Genomic DNA, 17305 nt, shown 5'->3' with positions numbered 1-17305 from the left:
GATCAGCTCATCCACGGGGATGTCGGGGGCCTTCACCCTTATGGGATGGTAGAGCGACTGGCGGAGCGTCCGATCCTGCTCTACCTTTGCAAGCATATTTTTCTCTGAGGCGTTGAGCGTTTCGGCCTCACACCGCTTTTTGACCTGCCCGGCATATTTGTTCTTTTTCATCATAGCACCTTAATTTTATTTGAAATAAATATGCCAACTTTTTAGGCAGCAGCTAACATCCCCAGAAAACATCTCATTATTTCGGGGGTTCCATTTCGCAAGTCGTAGCCACAGTATGGGGTCGAACCGCCGTTGGGAGATCCCACGGGCCGGAAGGACCCGCGAAGGGTGCGGCTAGAGACTTCGCCCAAAGGACTCTTGTGGACGTGCTTTTTTTGTGAGAGGGGATGTGGGGAGAGAGTATCTACAAGGATAGTAAAAGAATTTTGGGTTAGAAATAAGTTAGCAGAATCTGCTATTATCAAGAAATATATATAAAAATATTCTTTAATAACAAATAAATATACATAACAAAAGGATAAGGATATGCAAAAGGATTTTCTCCACGTCCTTCCTGTCGAGGAAGTCATTTCCCGGCTACTCGACGTTTCTCCCCTTCCCCAAGAAAGCAAACGGCTGGACAAGCTTTCCGGCGGCCCCATACTGGCTGAAACGATTATGGCCACGGAAACCTTGCCGCCAGCCAACCGCTCGGGAATGGATGGCTATGCCGTGCAAGCTTCCGATCTCTTCGGGGCTTCGGAGGCTAATCCTGTGTGGCTTGACTGCGTCGGGGAAATTGCCATCGACCGGCCGCCCAACTTCACGCTCCAATCCGGACAGTGTGCTGCTATCGTGACGGGTGGCTACCTTCCCGAAGGAGCGGATGCCGTCATTATGGTCGAGCATACCAAGCCGTTCGGCGCTGGCGTCATTGAAATGCGCCGTTCCGTCGCCCCAGGCGAATATGTCATGCAAAAAGGGGATGATGCTCAAGAAGGTACCCCCCTCCTTGAGCGGGGAACAAAACTCCGCGCACAAGAAATCGGGCTCTTAGCGGCTCTTGGCATCACCGAGGTTCCCGTTATCAGGCGTCCGAGGGTTTCCATCCTTTCCACGGGCGACGAACTTGTATCCCCTGAGCAAACCCCACGTCCCGGCCAGATCCGCGACGTCAACACACTCGCCCTTTCAGCCATGCTCCGTCCGGTTGCCGATGTCTCCACATTCGGCATCGCGCCGGATCGGCTCGGACCGCTGACGGCTTCCCTCAAAGCGGCCCTGGCAGGAGAAAACGGCCTTTCGGCGGATGTCGTCTTCCTGTCCGGAGGAAGCTCCATAGGCGTCCGGGATCTGACCCTGGAAGCCCTGCAATCCTTGGGCGACACGGAAATCCTTTGCCACGGCGTTGCGCTCAGTCCGGGCAAACCGTTGATATTGGCCCGCTGCGGCCAGACACTCGTCTGGGGGCTTCCAGGACAGGTAGCCTCCGCGCAGGTCGTCATGCACGTTCTGGGGGTTCCCTTTCTCCGCCACCTTGCCGGGCATTCCCTCATGGCCCAGTTTTTTGGGCAGGGGAATTTCCGATACGGACACGCTTTCGATCAGACATTCTGGCCTTCGCGCCAGGCCATACTGTCGCGCAACATCGCTTCCCGCCAAGGACGCGAAGACTATATCCGCGTGAGGTTGGAACATCAGGCGAACGGCCTTCCGCGCGCCGTCCCGGTCCCCGGCCTGTCGGGGCTCCTTCGGACGTTGCTGGATTCGGAAGGGCTGGTGCGCATTTCCGCACGGATAGAAGGCCTTGAGGCGGGAACGCCTGTTGATGTCTTACTTTTTGAAAGCTGAATTTCTTGAAAAGTTCACGTAGCCTTGCAGGTTTTCCCCTCGCAGTAAAAAAGCCCTCCTAGGAGGGCTTTTTTACTGTTCAATGACACATTACCATTGGAATCGGTTACCCATGATTCCGGCACGGCGGTATTTGACGTAGGCATCCCGTGCCGCAATATAAGGTTCCACAGCACTCTTTTTCAGCGATTCGTATGTGCTGATTACCGTCCCCATATCGTTGAAGCGGAGGCCAAGGCTTGCCGCCAGCGCGGGTTCAAACTCAAGGGGACCGATGGGTTCCGAAATCCAGAAGAATGCGGACGTCGTCCAGTCTCCGGCAAGGCCTACCGTGTCACGTACCGTACTCGGCCCGACGACAGGCCATACAAGATAAATCCCCTCGCCAAATCCCCATACGCCGAGCGTCTGGCCAAAATCAGCATCTCGATTATCCACGGGGATGAGCGGCTTACTCTGCTTGGCGACATCGAAAACACCGCCAAAACCGGCAGTCGTGTTCACAACGAAACGCCCGACTTCAATCCAGGCTTCCCCGAAACGTCCCTGCAACACGCAGTTCAGAAAACGGATAGGCATCTGGATATTGTGAAAAGCATTGCTGAGCCCGGTCCGCACAGGCGACGGGGTAATATAGGTATACCCCGTGTAGACGGGCTTAACGACCTTCAACAGGAGGACGTCATTGAAGCCGAACCAGAACCGGTTCCACCCTTCCAAGGGGTCGGCAATGGCCTCAGATTCTTCATCGTCGTAATCCTCGAAGGCAGAATCGGAATCCGCCACGCTAGCCGCTCCAACCGACGACGTCGTTTCAACCGCCTGCACATCAGGAGAGTTGACGGCCTTATCGCCATGCTTTGCCGCGCATCCCATCAGGGACAACACAACGGCGGCACACAGACACATCTTCCAGATTGGGAAAAAACGTTGCTCAGCAGTCATGAAATAGTCCGTTAATTGACGGTGGATTGGGCCTGAAGCTCTCTGGCGCGGGCTTCAACCCTTTCGATCAGCTGTTCAGGAGTCCCTCGCGTCAAGACATCCTGGAACTGCGAACGGTAGTTCTTGATCAGGCTGACATTCTCGATCAGCACGTCATACACGACCCACTTTCCGTTCTTCAACATCATCCGGTACGCCACCGGAACGGGCTTGCCGTCGGACAGGGTGACGATGGTCTGGATCTCGGCGCGATCACCCTTTGTCGAGAGGACTTCACCGGAATATTCGATCTTTTCCCCGTTGTATCCCTGAATTTTGTCAAGGTAGGTTATGAGCAGGAGATTCGCAAAGGCCTTGTCGAACCGTTCTTTCTGGGCATCGGAAAAACTCGGCCAATTTCTGCCCACCGTGCGCGCGGAGAATTCACTGAAATCAAAAATTTCATGAACATATTTCTCGATTTGAGCACGGAGAGGAACCCGCTTAATCGGATCTTTATAATTGGGTTCCTTCAGCACATTCAAAATCTGATCGATCTGCGTCTGCAAAACCGCGAGCGGAGATTCCGCGGCATGGACGGTACCGCAAAGGATAAACACACTGCACAACGCCAAAACCATATGTCTGATTGTACGCATCATAATCACACCTTCCCAAACACATACTTGCTGATGAGGCTTTCAATATCCACCGCCGATTCGGTGTCCGTAATTTCGTCGCCGTTCTTCAACGGTTCCCCAGAACCGCCGGGCTCCAGGCTGATGTACTTATCTCCAATAAGCCCGCTGGTTTTGACCGAGGCGATCACGTCATCCGTAAGATGCACATTATCCCCTAGCTGCAATTCTACAACAGCACGGGGCTGTTTGTCATCCAGCCGGATGGACTTGACCCGCCCGACGCGGACGCCGGCGATCTCGACCTCCGCACCGGGGCGCAGGCCGGACACGGAATTGAACGAGGCCGTCAAAACGTATCCCTCGGAATGAAAAACTTCCATGCGCCCAAGCTTTACCGTCAGGTAAGCGACACAGACCAGTCCGAGCATGACAAAAAAACCAACAGCGGCTTCTTTGGAAAACGACATGGGGGTTCCTTCCTTGTCCTTGATGAGAACGTTTACCCTTCGAGCCACGCATCCAGCGCGGCCCGAACGTCCGGATCCGTCGCGGTGGTTGCGACACGACTGGCTTTTTCTTCAGCCTTCCTGTCCATGAAGCGCCGAAGATATTCATCCGTAGAAGCCTTCAGCGCCTCATACGAACCCGAAAAAACGACGCGCCCGTCACGCAAGACCAGCACGTGTTCCGCAATGCGGGCCACGCTCGCCAGATCATGGCTGACCACAATCAGGGTCATTTCAGGGTATGCCTTGCGCATATCCAACAGAAGCTGATCCATTTGGGCCGAGTTGATCGGATCGAGCCCGGAGGTCGGCTCGTCGCAAAAAAGCAACGGCGGCTCCGTGACAATAGCGCGGGCCAATCCGCCGCGCTTCTTCATCCCGCCGGACAATTCATTAGGATAATAATCGGCAAACTCGGCAAGCCCCACCAGATCCAGAATACGCAGGACGGTAGAACGGATAGTCGCTTTGGGCAAACGGGTATGCTCATGCAGCGGCAACCCCACATTCTCAGCGAGCGTCAGCGAACCGAGCAGGGCCCCATCCTGAAACAGCACGCCAAAGCGCCGCCGCACCCGCCGGAACTGGCGTTCTGGGAGCGCGAACAGATCTTGCCCCCCATAAAGGATATGCCCCTGCATGGGCCGCGAAAGCCCGATGACGTGCCGCAGCAAGGTCGACTTGCCGCATCCGGACTCGCCCAGGATGACCGTGATCTTGCCTCCGGGCAAAACCGCATTGATATCGTCGAGGACGACGCGGGACCCGTAGCCTACTCGGAGGTGTTCGAGGCGTATATCCCAAGAAGAATGCTGATCCTTCACCTGAACCTCCTAGCGCAGCATGGCCGAAGTGACCACATAGTCGGCCACGAGAACGAACACGCACGAAATCACAACCGCGGAGGTCGTTGCATTGGCGACCGCTTCGGGCCCCATGCCGTCACGCCGCCTGTGCGCATTATATCCTTGATGGCAGCAGATCAACGCTATCAGCAGCGCGAACACAAACGACTTGATAAACCCTTCCGTGACGTCGGGCATCAGGACACTGCTCTCTATGCCGTGGAAATAGGCGCCTTCATTAACGCCCAACAGCAGTACGCCGGTCAGGTAGCCCCCGATGATCCCGACCACATCAAAAATAGCCGTCAAAAGCGGAAAAGCTATCAACGAAGCGACAAAACGGGGCGCGACCAGATACCCCATGCCGGGGATATCCATGACTTCCAGCGCATCGATCTGATCCGTGATGCGCATGACCCCGATTTCAGCGGCCATGGACGAGCCCGCACGCCCCGTGACCATGATGGCCGTCAGGACGGGACCAAGCTCCCGGATGAGCGTCAACGAAACAGCGGCCCCCAAAAAACCCACCGAGCCAAACTTCACCAAGACATAATATCCCTGCAAGCCAAGGACCATTCCCGTAAACAGCGCAATCAGGCAAATGACGAACAACGATTTCGTGCCGATCACATACAACTGCTGAAGGACCTTGATGAACAGCTTAGGAGCTATGAATATCTGCCGCAATCCCTCCAGCAGGAATAAAAACGTATCCCCAAGGGCATCTATCCAACGCAGGAAGAGAGCACCCGGAACAGCAAAAAAACGAGACAAGATATCCATTCGCTCACCGCCCCCGAACAGGCTTTTTCGAAACCTGTGTTGCATCCTTCAATCCCATTTTGACGAGGACCTGCTTGGCGGCCGAGGCATCCGCATCCGTTCCACGGACGAGGACCTGCACGCGGAACCATTTGGGACGTCCCTTGTTGTTCTTCTCAATGGTCATACGAGTGCGCAACCCTTCGCCTTCCATGCGTTCGCGCAGTTTGTCGGCACTGTCTTTGCTCTTGTACGCCACAGCCTGAAAGACGAAGTCGTATTTGGCCTTATCCGCAGAAGCGGCTTCCGGTTTGGGCGTCGCAGCGGCCACGGGCTGAGCGGTTGGGTGCGCCGCCTTCGCTTCGGGCTTGTTGGGAGCCGCATTGGCCGCGGGCTGCGTCTGCTTGAGATCCGTCATGAACGTCAGTTCCTCAGGCTTCAAGATCCCTTTCGCTTCTTTCGGAGCGTCCTGCCCTTCAGGCGGCGGCAACAAGCGCGCCAGCTCGGGCATTTTCTTTTCGGGATTATACCCCCTGCCGACGATGACTCCGAAGGCAAAAATCCACCCGATGGCGATGATCGTAATGATCCCGCTCGTAATGAGGCCGGAAAAACTCAAACTGATCGTGTATTTCCGGTTAGACAACTTTTTTTCGCCACCAGCATCGCCGCCCCCGGATGAGCGCGACGAAGAGCGACTGGAAAATGGCATCAGAGACATGTTCTATCCTGCTGTCTGAATGGCGTCTCAAGTGAGGGAACCGGAAGGCCGGACCCCACGGGACAGGGTCCGGCTGAGAGCGAGGCGATCCCCCTACATGCTTTCAGGAGCACTTACGCCAAGAAGTTCAAGACCATTTTTTACCACCTGCCCCACGGAACGGAGCAACGCGAGACGAGCCAAGGCCAACTCAGGATCGCCAGCCTGAAGGACGGGATGTTTGGCATAGTAGCTGTGCAGCATCCCAGCGAGTTCCATCAAATAATAGCTGATGTGATGCGGCGCCAAGGCTTGTGCGGCGCCCTTGGCCACATCTTCAAACCGATCAAGGAAATGCAGGAGAGCCAGATCTTCCGCCTCGGAAAGGGGAGCCAGCAGCGCCAGATCCGTCTTTTCAGGCAGCGTCAGCCCCGCCTCGGCGGCCTTCCGCAACACGGACCGTACACGGGCATGTGCGTACTGGACATAATAAACCGGGTTGTCCATGGAACGCTGTTTCACCAGGGCGAGGTCGAAATCAAGATGGCTGTCGCTCTTGCGGGACAGGAACATGAATCTCGCGGCGTCCACGCCCACTTCCTTGACCACATCGGCCAAGGTTTCGAACTGCCCGGCGCGCGTGGACATGGCCACCTGCGTGCCGTTCTCCAGCAGGTTCACAAGCTGGATGAGCACGACGTCAAGATCTTCCGCCTTCCGGCCCACGGCCTGAACCGCCGCTTTCATGCGGGGGACATACCCATGATGGTCCGCGCCCCAGACATCGACCACGCGATCAAACCCACGGCGATACTTATCGTCATGATAGGCGATGTCCGAAGCGAAGTAGGTCAGCGAGCCATCGGACTTGCGCAGGACGCGATCCTTGTCGTCACCAAAATCCGTCGTACGGAACCACAGGGCTCCGTCCTTTTCAAAGGAAAGGCCAGCCTTCTTCAAGCGCTCAAAGGTTTCTTCAACAGCTCCGCGCTCCACAAGAGAACGCTCGGAGAACCACACCTGATGCTCAACCCGGAATTCCCGCAAGTCTTCCTTGATGCCGTCGAGGATGGTCTGCATACCGTAGGCAAAACACCTGTCCTGCCCTTCCGCATCGGAAAGCGAGGTCAGCCCTGGATCTTTGTCCATCATCTCGCGCGCAATATCAATGATATAGGACCCTCGATAGTAATCTTCAGGCCATTCCACAGCTATTCCGGCAAGTTCCTTGGCACGCAGCCAAATGGAAAGGCCAAGGAGCCGCATCTGACGGCCAGCGTCGTTGATATAGTATTCCGTCGTGACGTCATAACCGGCAAAACGGAGGATGCGCGCCAAGGTATCGCCCACCGCCGCGCCCCGGCCATGACCGATATGGAGAGGGCCGGTGGGGTTGGCCGAAACGTACTCCACCTGTACCTTGCAGCCTTTCCCAACAGTGGCCTGCCCAAAGCGATCGGCGGCATCATCAATGCGCCGGATCGTTTCACGCCAGAACTCGGGGCTGAACGTCACGTTCAGAAAGCCGGGGCCAGCCACTTCAACGGAGGCCAAGGAAGTATCCTCATTCCGCAGGGCTTCGGCCATTTTTGCGGCCAGCTCGCGCGGCGGCATCCCTGCGGCCTTGGCGGATACCAACGCCAAGTTGGAAGCCAGATCGCCGTGCTTGGGATCTTTGGAAGGTTCGATGACGGCCTTATCCGGCCAGGGAAGGTTCATATTTTTCAGTACAGCCCTGAAAGAAGCCTCAAGATGCTGTTCGGCGCGCATGTAATACCTCGAAATCGGAACGGTTAATAAAGATAGACGTAAAGGGGTTATTCTACCGCAACACCCGCAAAAGTAAAGTAAGCTGTCTCGGGGACTGCCCGCGGCCTTGCCGGGCACGAAAAAGGAGGGGGCCTTTTCGAAAAGCAGCCCCCTGCGGGACCAGCCGAAAGATTTTCCCTCTACGATCTGTTCTGAATACGCCGATTCGTCAGCCGTGTGGGAAGGGCCGCAAAAGGATCTTCAGGCCACGGGTGCTTCGGATACCGCCCCCGCATTTCCGCTCTGACGGCTGGATACCCATTCTTCCAAAATCCTTTGAGATCACGGGTGATCTGCAAGGGCCTTCCCGCAGGGGACAGGAGGTGGACAAGAACCGGAACCTTCCCTTCAGCTATCGCGGGGGATTCCTGCATACCAAACATCTCTTGGAGCTTGACCGCAAGAACCGGCACTATCCCTTCCGCCGAGGCCTCGTAGAGCAGACGGATAAAGGATCCTGAGGGGACTTCCATATGAGTGGGGGCCATCGCATCAAGCTCCCGCTGCTTGCGCCACGGGAGCAACGCATGAAGGGCCGCCGCCAGATCGATTTTCGAGAACTGAGAACGCCGGGATATGCCTTGCAAAAAGGGGACAAGCCAGTCTTCTAGCCCCGTTAAGAGCGCTTCTTCCGAAACGTCGGGCCAGTCCCCGCCTTTATCCACGGCCCGCAGCAGCTCGACGCGCAGCCGCCATTGATACAGCTCTTCCGTCCACGGCAAACACGACATCCCGAGTTCCCGGATCCCCGAAAGCACCGCTTGCGCCATCCGGTCCGCAAGGGACGCGTCACCGTTTCTCAACGGGGTTTCTTCTATAATGAATGCCCCGAAGCTCACGCGCTTCCGCGCCGCTACAGCCTGTTCCCGGCTGTCCCACACGACCTCTTCGTTCTTGGTAAACTGAGTCTGGTACAATGCCGCAACCGTTTCCTGAGAAAGCGGCGCAGCCTGCCAGATACGCACATTGCCGGAGCCACCGTTGACGGCCCCCACAGCCAGCACGGGCTCGTCGGCCAACGAGTCCGTATCGTCCAGAAAGCCGCCGCGCCCGTTGGCCATACGATAACTGCCCCGGCTCCGTTTCTGGGCGAGGCGATCCGGGTACGCCAAGGCGAGCAAGACACCGGCCTGTTCCTCTTCCGGTATGCTCATGGGGGTCCGGTGCGGCGGTTCTCCCGCCGCATCAACCAACCGCCCTATCTGGCGGGCCGCCTCACGAATGCGGAAAACGGCGGGCGAACCCTGACCGTGTCCGAGCAACGCCAGACGCGGGCGGATATCCACATCGCGCAGGCGCAGCGGATCACGCTCATCAGCCATTGCCGCCAACAGGCAGGCGGCCTTGCCAAGCCCAAACGCTTTGGCTGCAAGGACCATGTGCGCAAGCCTCGGATGCAAGGGAAGACGGGCCATGACCCTTCCCCGTGCGGTCACCCTCCCCACCGCGTCGACTGCCTCCAGGCTGCGGAGCAAGGGAATAGCCTGATTGACCGCTTCCACCGGGGGCTCGTCCAGCCAGTGCAGGGAAGAAGGGGCGGTGATCCCCCATACGGCAAGCTCAAGGCACAGCGGGGCCATGTCGGCGTCCAATATTTCCGGGCGGATATGGGCCGCCATTCCCGCTTCGTCCCCTTGATGCCACAGCCGGTAACATACGCCCGGCTCCGTCCGCCCTGCCCGGCCCCTACGCTGCTCGGCATTGGCGAGGGATACGCGCTCCGTGACAAGCCGGGACATGCCCGTTCCCGCGTCGAAACGCACTGTGCGGGCCAAGCCGGAGTCGATGACTACCCGCACACCTTCGATCGTCAGACTGGTTTCCGCAATGGACGTCGCAAGCACTATCTTCCGTACCGGAGCCCAAACCGGCGCAATGGCGGCATCCTGCTCCGCTGCGGGCAGATCGCCGTACAGCGGACAAAGATGTACGGTATCCGATCGCACGTCTTGAAGTAACGCTTCAACTTTTCGGATTTCGCCCGTTCCCGGCAGGAACACGAGGATACTGCCGTTCTCCTCCCGCAGCGCGCGCCGGACGGCGTCCGCAACCCACCTCTCCATTGGAATGTCTGCCCGGGGCAGCGGAAGATGGTGCGTCTCCACGGGCCACGCGCGCCCCTCGCTCCTCAGCACCGGGACCGCTCCGGAAAAATCCTGTTGCAGCAGCTTGAGGAGCGGCCCGGAATCCAATGTGGCCGACATGATCAGCAACCGCAGATCATCACGCAGGCCCTGCTGGCAATCAAGCGCAAGGGCAAGCCCCAAATCGGCGTTCAGGCTGCGCTCATGAAACTCGTCAAAAATCAGGCAGCCGACGCCCTGAAGCTCGGGATCGTCCTGGAGCATCCGGGTCAAGACGCCTTCGGTCACCACCGTAATCCGGGTGGACGCGCTCACCCGGGAATCCAAGCGCACCCGATACCCCACGGTCTGGCCGACCTTTTCCCCAAGCAGAGAAGCCATGTACCGGGCCGCGTTCCGGGCCGCCATGCGCCGGGGCTCCAGCATCAGGATGCCTTTGCCGTCGAGCCATGCCGCCCGGAGCAATGCCAAGGGAACCCGCGTCGTCTTGCCCGCGCCGGGCGCCGCTTCAAGTATACATCGGGTCCCGCTGCCCAATGTTTCAAGCAGATCCGGGAGCAGGGCCTCAATGGGCAGGACTTCTGTGGTATGATTGAACATGCCCCCCTCTAGCACGAATCCCCCCTCCCGGAAAGCGTGCCTTCCAGCCGTCGGGCGGTGAGCTTTTTCTTGAAGAGCGGCTTCGCCTGATCTATGTTCCCAATACCGCCTGAGCCGCTGGATCGGCGGAGGCCGGGCGTTCATGAACCATTCATATTTTCTGGAGAGCGATATGTCCCTTATGGAAGCGCCGGAGCGCAACCTCGCCTTTGATCTTGTCCGTGTCACCGAAGCCGCCGCTCTGGCATCCGCGCGCTGGCTCGGGCGCGGCGATAAAAACGCCGGAGACGGCGCCGCCGTGGACGCCATGCGCCTGTCCTTCAACTCCCTGCCCATCGCGGGCAAAGTCGTCATTGGGGAAGGGGAAAAGGACGAAGCGCCCATGCTCTACAACGGCGAAATCATCGGCATGGGCAATGGGCCTTCCCTTGACATCGCCGTGGACCCCGTCGAGGGGACCAACCTGCTCGCTTATGGGCGCCCCAACGCCATTGCCGTCGTCGGGGCCGCTCCGGGAGGCAGCATGTACAACCCCGGCCCCAGCTTCTACATGAAAAAGCTGGTTGTCGGCCAAGCCGCCCGTGACGTCATCGATCTGGACGCGCCGGTCCACGTCAATCTCCGCCTCATCGCCAAGGCGCTGGGCAAGGATACCAACGACCTTGTGGTCTTCGTCCTCGATAAGCCCCGCCATCAAAAGCTCATTCAGGAAATCCGGGCCGTGGGCGCGCGCATCCAGCTGCATACCGACGGCGACGTTGCCGGTGCCCTGATGGCCGTGGATCAGCGTTCCGAAGTCGACGTCATGATGGGGACCGGCGGCACGCCTGAAGGGGTGTTGGCGGCCTGCGCCATCAAGGGAGCGGGGGGCGCCATGCTTGCCCGCCTCGATCCCCAGTCCGAAGCGGAAAAAGCCGCCATTCAGGAAGCGGGCATCGACCTTGCCCAGATCCTTGACGCCGACACGCTGGTGCAGGGAGATGACGTCTTCTTTGCGGCCACCGGCATCTCCGGCGGCACGTTCCTGCGCGGCGTCCAGTTCTCCGGGCAGGGAGCCGTTACGCATTCCATGATTATCCGTAGCAAAACCGGTACGATGCGCTACATCGAATCGCATCACAACTGGAACAAGCTCATGCAGATCAGTTCCATCAAATACGATTAATATACTATACGCCGGGGCACAGGGGCTCTATCTTTTTGTCCCGGCGCAACAATGGACGCCGCCCATACCTTCAACAAGCGACGTGACACATGGCTCTTTTTTTCCGCCTCGGCCTTGCCGGGCTGCTGCTTCTGCTGACCGTACTCCCCGCTTCGGCGGAAACGCTGTACAATCAGCCTCCGTTTTCCGAAAAGGAACTCAACCAATTTATCGCCGATCTTCCCCGTTTCCGGGCATGGATCAAAACCAACAAGGAAAAGGCCCACCCGATCGTCAATGAAGCGGGCGAACCCGATTTCCTTTATTCCAAGAACGCCGCCGGGTACATCGAGGCTGCGGGCTGGAAACCGGAACGCTTTTTCTGCATTATGGGGCGGGCCGCCGCCGCTGTTGCCATCATCCAGCAAGGGGACGCCATCACAAAGGAGCCCCCCGTTGAAATGCCCAATGTAAGCGACGACGAACTCGACGTTGTCCGGCGCAATCTCCCCGGCCTGCTCAAGGCCATCAGCCCGGCCCCAACCCCAAAAAAGTAGAGGTCTATATGTCTACTGTCCCCACCGCCGTCCTTTTCCCCGGCCAAGGTTCCCAAGAGCCCGGTATGGGCCGCGATGTTGCCGAAGCATCGAAAGAAGCCATGGAGCTCTGGAAAAAAGCCGAACAGATCAGCGGCCTTCCCCTGCGCGCCGTCTACTGGGAAAGCGACGACGCGGCGCTCATGGCCGACACCAAGCACCTCCAGCCCGCGTTGACGGTCGTCAACGTGACGCTGTGGCAGGCGCTTTCCGGAAAGCTGTCCCCCGCCTGCGCCGCCGGCCACAGCCTTGGCGAATACAGCGCTTTGGCCGCTGCCGGATCCCTGTCCCCCGAATCGGCCCTCGAACTGGTAAGCCTGCGCGGGAAGCTGATGGCGGACGCCGATCCCGACGGCAAGGGCGGCATGGCGGCAATCCTCAAGCTCAACCGCGAAGCCGTGAACGAAATCGCCAAGGCCGCTGCGGAAGCCACGGGAGAAATCCTCATTGTGGCCAACCACAACACCCCGGCCCAGTTCGTCATCAGCGGGACCAAGGCGGCGGTGGAAGCGGCCCTTCCGCTCGTTAAGGAAAAGAAAGGCCGGGCGGTTCCCCTTCCGGTCAGCGGAGCCTTCCACAGCCCGCTGATGGATACGGCCGCGCAGGAACTCGCCAAGGCGCTCAACAAGATGACGTGGTCCAGACCGCGTTTTCCCGTTTACAGCAATGTGGCCGGCAAAGCGGTGACGGATGGCGAAAGCCTGCGCGAACTCGCCACCGTTCAGATGATTTCCTCGGTCCTGTGGATCGATACTATCGCCAACCAGTGGCACGACGGCATCCGCTCATGGGTTGAAGTGGGCCCGAAGGGAACCCTCTCCCGTATGGTCAAACCCATCCTAGATGCCGTTCCGGTGGAGGAAGAAGTCGCCATCACGGCTGTTGGCTCTCTGGAAGGCGTGAACGCCTTCGCCTAATCCCTCACACGCCAAATCAAAACCGCCCGCATACAAAGGAAGGGGAGGACGTTGAAAAATGCCCTCCCCTTCCTTTGTATCGGATCAATCTCTCTATCGGGTCAGTTTGCGGAACTTCAAGCGGTGCGGCTGATCCGCGTCCTTACCGAGGCGCTTCTTGCGATCTTCCTCGTATTCCGAATAGTTCCCGTCAAAGAACACAACCGACGAATCGCCTTCAAACGCCATAATGTGCGTAGCGATGCGATCGAGGAACCAGCGGTCGTGGCTGACGACCAGTACGCAGCCCGCGAAATTTTCCAGACCGTCTTCAAGGGCACGCATGGTGTTTACGTCAATATCGTTCGTCGGTTCGTCAAGCAGGATGACGTTGGCACCGGATTTGAGCATCCGGGCGGTGTGTACGCGGTTCCGTTCGCCGCCGGACAGGACGTCAACCTTCTTCTGCTGATCCGAGCCCGTGAAGTTGAAACGGGAGCAATAGGCGCGGGCGTTGATTTCCCGGTTGCCGAGCTTGATCGTCTCGGCACCGTCGCTGATCAGCTCATATACGGTCTTGCCCGGCGTCAGGGACTCACGCTGCTGATCCACATACGCGAACTGAACGGTGTCGCCAATGGTCAACGTGCCCGCGTCAGGCTTTTCCTGCCCCACAAGCATCTTGAAGAGCGTCGTCTTACCCGCACCGTTCGGGCCGATAATGCCCACGATAGCGCCCGCCGGAATGATGAAGTTCACGTCTTCCATCAATTCCTTGTCGCCGAGGGCCTTGCTGATGCCCACGGCTTCGATGACCTTCTTGCCCAGACGGGGGCCTGCGGGGATATAGATTTCCAGTTCGGGAGCCCGCTTTTCGCTTTCGTGGCTCAGCATGGCCTCATAGGCGTTGATACGCGCCTTGCCCTTGGCATGGCGGCCCTTGGGGGACATGCGGATCCATTCCAACTCACGGCTGAGGGTCTTGCGGCGCTCGTCCTCGGCCTTGTCTTCCTGAGCGAGGCGCTTTTCTTTCTGCTCCAGCCAAGAGGAATAATTGCCCTTCCACGGAATCCCGCGGCCACGATCCAGCTCGAGAATCCATCCCGCGACGTTGTCGAGGAAGTAACGGTCGTGGGTCACGGCAATGACCGTACCGGGGAAATTCTGGAGGTACCGTTCCAACCACGCCACGGATTCGGCGTCCAAGTGGTTGGTAGGTTCGTCGAGCAGAAGGATGTCGGGATTCTGCAGCAGCAGGCGGCACAGCGCCACGCGGCGCTTTTCACCACCGGAGATGACGGAAACGGGCGTATCCCCCGGAGGGCACCGCAAGGCATCCATCGCCATCTCAAGCTTGGAGTCAAGATCCCATGCACCCTTCGCATCCATGAGCTCCTGCACCTGCCCTTGGCGTTCGATGAGTTTATCCATTTCCTCCGGCTCCATGGGCTCGGCGAATTTGGCATTGATCTCTTCGAACTCCTTGACCAAATTAACAAGTTCCTGCGCCCCTTCCTCCACGACTTCACGGACGGTCCGCATTTCGTTGACCAGCGGTTCCTGCTCCAGATAACCGATGGTATAGCCGGGAGCCAGCACGGTCTTTCCTTCAAAGGATTGATCCACGCCCGCAAGGATCTTCAGCAGCGAAGATTTGCCCGATCCGTTCAGGCCGAGGACGCCGATCTTCGCGCCGTAGAAATAGGAAAGGGAAATATCTTTCAACACTTCACGCTGCCCATGACGCTTGGACACGCGGATCATGGAATAAATAATCTTATCGGGTTCGTTGCTCATGAAATCTCCTTACAAAAAAATGGCCCCATCGTTGGACGTTCCGCTTCAACGACAGAGTCTGAATGAACTCATGACATGTTACATACAATCATAGATGTCCGATTGTCTTTTGCCCTATTTTGCTGCACTATGCAACCATCGGAGAAGACAGCGTTTGCGCTTTCCTGTGTTTTCCCACAGTATGCGCTCGTGGTTAGCCAACTGGTTAGCATTTCCGCCTCAAGGTTAGCAAAGGGTAAGCACAAATGGCCCATCGAGAGAAGACAAAGTACACTGGCGTCTATTACCGCACAAGTAGCACAAAACGCTATGACGGTAAGCCTGACGTCTGTTTCGACATCGCTTACAAGCTTGAGGGGAAGCTGATATGGGAAAAGGTGGGCTGGCGTAGCGAAGGCTATACAGCCGTATTGGCAAGCGAAATCCGGGGCGAACGCATCCGTAAGAAACGCCATCCCGAACTCTTTCCCGAACCTCGGACTCAAGATCTGACTTATCAACAGGCATGGGAAATTTTCAAGGAAAAACGTCTCCCCTCCCTGAAAAACCGTGCCGCGCGCGTCAATCATTACAACACGCACATCGGCCCTGCGCTCGGAAACATGCTGCTGAGTGAAATCACCACCTTTCAGCTTGAGTCCTTCAAGGCTGACCTCATGATAACCGAGGCGATCCACAGGGCGAGGGACGGCAGGACAATCCCCTTGGGGCAATCCCTTGCTCCCGCCACGATCAACCTGATTCTGATCGATGTTGTGAACGTGATGAAACGGATGGTCGACTGGGGATTCTACTCCGGCCCTGTCCCGAGGCTCAAGCTCCTTCCTGCCGAGAACGAACGGCAGCGCTTCCTCACGCCGAAGGAACTCGACAGGCTGCTCGATCTGCTCCAAAACCTGTCCTGCCGCGTATACCGGATTGCCCTGCTCTCCGCACACACGGGTATGCGTCTGGGGGAAATCCTCCAGCTCCGCAGACAAGATTTGGACTTTACGAACAGCTTCATCCACGTTGACGGCAAGATGGGCAAGCGCGTCGCCTACATGGACGACACGGTCAAAACCATGTTGGAACGCATCGCCCCGCAACAACCTTCCGAGTTTATCTTTTCCAACAAGGGCAAACCGATAACCCAAGGCGGACTGCGCTATACCTTCGCCAAGGCCGTATCTATCCTTGGCCTGAATGACGGCATCACCGACAGACGATACAAAGTCGTTTTCCACACGCTGCGCCACACGTTCTGCTCTTGGCTGGCAAGCAAAAACGTCCCTCTGTACACCATAGGCACGCTTGTGGGCCATAAAAACACCCGTTCGACGCAGCGGTACGCGAAACTCAGCCCCGACGCCAAATGGGAAGCCCTCAAACTCATTGAACAGACAGCTACCGATCACAAGTCTTGACCTTCCTCTGCTCCATATATCGCTCAAGATCCTTGCGGGCATACAAGACCTTGGTGCCGTCCTTGATGTAGACCGGACCATGACCGTGGTGACGCTTCTTTTGAAGCGACTGAATGGGAATGCTGCAATACAGAGCCGCCGCCTTCTCATCCATATATTCCCTGTGCGGAGTCGCCGCCAGCTCAACGAGCGGAGCCAACTCCTCTTTGATGGCCTTGAGGATCTTTTCATCCCTTTCAAGCGATGTTCCGTCATCGCCTGTGGCCAAGATGCCCCGTAGAGCCTCGACAAGCTGCTTTTCATGCGATTGCGACATGCTCACTCCTCCATGCGTCCGATGAGCGCCGGGACGCGCACGGCTGTCTTGATGATGTCCTCGGCGGTGCACCCGTCCTCGAACTTCTCGCCGGGGCTGATGCCCTGGATGCGGGGCTTCGAGAGCCCGAACCCCATCATGACCCGGCGCACGTCCGCCCTGCCCCGCCCGACGACGAGGTGCCGCCCGTTGACGAGGTAGAGCGACGGCTTGCGGCCTTCGGGCTTCGGGCCGATGACGGCATCGCTCAGGCGCACGATGCCCATGATGGCGTCTTCCTCATAGTCGGCTTCGCCTTCGGGGATGATCTCGCCATAGAGCGCTTCCACGCGCTCCTCCAGTTCGCGCATCCCGTCCAGCAGCCCCGGCCGCACGGCGCGGGCCACGGCCTCGCCCCTCGCGTCGCAGATCACCGAGCGGATCACGTCCCCGAC

16 protein-coding genes are annotated in these 17305 nt (G+C 58.1%); 5 read left to right on the top strand and 11 right to left on the bottom strand.

All coding sequences use genetic code 11. The features are described 5' to 3' along the window. Window positions 1–537: 537 nt before the first annotated feature. Window positions 538–1842 carry a molybdopterin molybdotransferase MoeA gene (locus T370_RS0117775; RefSeq protein ID WP_029436533.1) on the top strand — a complete coding sequence of 435 codons (1305 nt, stop codon included), beginning with the start codon at window positions 538–540 and terminating at the stop codon, window positions 1840–1842. Between the two features lie 90 nt (window positions 1843–1932). On the opposite strand, the gene T370_RS0117770 is transcribed toward T370_RS0117775, so the two are convergent. The 8 genes from T370_RS0117770 to hrpB form a co-directional block, all read right to left on the bottom strand. Beyond that, window positions 1933–2787, bottom strand: a complete 855-nt coding sequence (locus T370_RS0117770) for an MlaA family lipoprotein (protein WP_005026757.1) — start codon at window positions 2785–2787, stop codon at window positions 1933–1935. A gap of 11 nt (window positions 2788–2798) precedes the next feature. Next, window positions 2799–3428 carry an MlaC/ttg2D family ABC transporter substrate-binding protein gene (locus tag T370_RS0117765; RefSeq protein ID WP_005026755.1) on the bottom strand — a complete coding sequence of 210 codons (630 nt, stop codon included), beginning with the start codon at window positions 3426–3428 and terminating at the stop codon, window positions 2799–2801. 2 nt (window positions 3429–3430) lie between these two features. Further along, the gene (gene mlaD / locus T370_RS0117760) at window positions 3431–3874 is read right to left on the bottom strand and encodes an outer membrane lipid asymmetry maintenance protein MlaD (protein ID WP_005026753.1); all 444 of its coding nucleotides are present in this window, start codon (window positions 3872–3874) and stop codon (window positions 3431–3433) included. Between the two features lie 32 nt (window positions 3875–3906). Beyond that, a complete protein-coding gene (locus T370_RS0117755; protein ID WP_005026750.1) occupies window positions 3907–4737 on the bottom strand; it encodes an ABC transporter ATP-binding protein in 831 nt (276 codons plus the stop codon). Between the two features lie 9 nt (window positions 4738–4746). Beyond that, entirely contained in the window at window positions 4747–5544 is a 798-nt protein-coding gene (locus tag T370_RS0117750) for an MlaE family ABC transporter permease (RefSeq protein ID WP_029436532.1), read from the bottom strand. 4 nt (window positions 5545–5548) lie between these two features. Continuing rightward, window positions 5549–6244, bottom strand: a complete 696-nt coding sequence (locus tag T370_RS0117745; RefSeq protein WP_029436531.1) for an SPOR domain-containing protein — start codon at window positions 6242–6244, stop codon at window positions 5549–5551. Window positions 6245–6337: 93 nt separating this feature from the next. After that, window positions 6338–7993, bottom strand: coding sequence for an arginine--tRNA ligase (argS, locus tag T370_RS0117740; protein WP_029436530.1), 1656 nt, complete (start codon window positions 7991–7993; stop codon window positions 6338–6340). A gap of 179 nt (window positions 7994–8172) precedes the next feature. Next, entirely contained in the window at window positions 8173–10716 is a 2544-nt protein-coding gene (gene hrpB / locus T370_RS0117735) for an ATP-dependent helicase HrpB (RefSeq protein WP_029436529.1), read from the bottom strand. Window positions 10717–10897: 181 nt separating this feature from the next. Between hrpB and glpX the strand changes: the two genes are divergently transcribed. The 3 genes from glpX to fabD all read left to right on the top strand — a co-directional run bounded on the left by glpX (window position 10898) and on the right by fabD (window position 13373). Next, window positions 10898–11881 carry a class II fructose-bisphosphatase gene (gene glpX, locus T370_RS0117730; protein ID WP_029436528.1) on the top strand — a complete coding sequence of 328 codons (984 nt, stop codon included), beginning with the start codon at window positions 10898–10900 and terminating at the stop codon, window positions 11879–11881. 89 nt (window positions 11882–11970) lie between these two features. Continuing rightward, complete coding sequence (locus T370_RS0117725) at window positions 11971–12417, top strand: hypothetical protein (protein ID WP_051643892.1); 447 nt, start codon at window positions 11971–11973, stop codon at window positions 12415–12417. A gap of 8 nt (window positions 12418–12425) precedes the next feature. After that, entirely contained in the window at window positions 12426–13373 is a 948-nt protein-coding gene (fabD, locus tag T370_RS0117720) for an ACP S-malonyltransferase (protein ID WP_029436526.1), read from the top strand. A gap of 93 nt (window positions 13374–13466) precedes the next feature. Here fabD and ettA read toward each other — a convergent pair whose 3' ends face one another. Further along, a complete protein-coding gene (gene ettA, locus T370_RS0117715) occupies window positions 13467–15149 on the bottom strand; it encodes an energy-dependent translational throttle protein EttA (protein WP_029436525.1) in 1683 nt (560 codons plus the stop codon). 245 nt (window positions 15150–15394) lie between these two features. Here ettA and T370_RS0117710 point away from each other — a divergent pair, with 245 nt between their 5' ends. After that, window positions 15395–16555: a tyrosine-type recombinase/integrase gene (locus tag T370_RS0117710; protein ID WP_029436524.1), complete on the top strand. Its 1161-nt coding sequence runs from the start codon at window positions 15395–15397 to the stop codon at window positions 16553–16555. Here T370_RS0117710 and T370_RS0117705 read toward each other — a convergent pair. Both T370_RS0117705 and T370_RS25405 read right to left on the bottom strand, forming a co-directional pair. Continuing rightward, on the bottom strand, window positions 16536–16871 hold the full coding sequence (locus T370_RS0117705) for a MerR family transcriptional regulator (RefSeq protein ID WP_029436523.1): 336 nt from the start codon (window positions 16869–16871) through the stop codon (window positions 16536–16538). The two genes, T370_RS0117710 and T370_RS0117705, sit on opposite strands and share 20 nt — an antisense overlap. A gap of 2 nt (window positions 16872–16873) precedes the next feature. Then, on the bottom strand, window positions 16874–17305 hold a 432-nt coding region (locus T370_RS25405; protein ID WP_034506959.1), incomplete at its 5' end, for a hypothetical protein.

This window comes from Bilophila wadsworthia ATCC 49260 (genome assembly GCF_000701705.1).
GTDB lineage: Bacteria > Desulfobacterota > Desulfovibrionia > Desulfovibrionales > Desulfovibrionaceae > Bilophila > Bilophila wadsworthia.
This window is presented reverse-complemented; position numbering and strand designations above follow the sequence as displayed.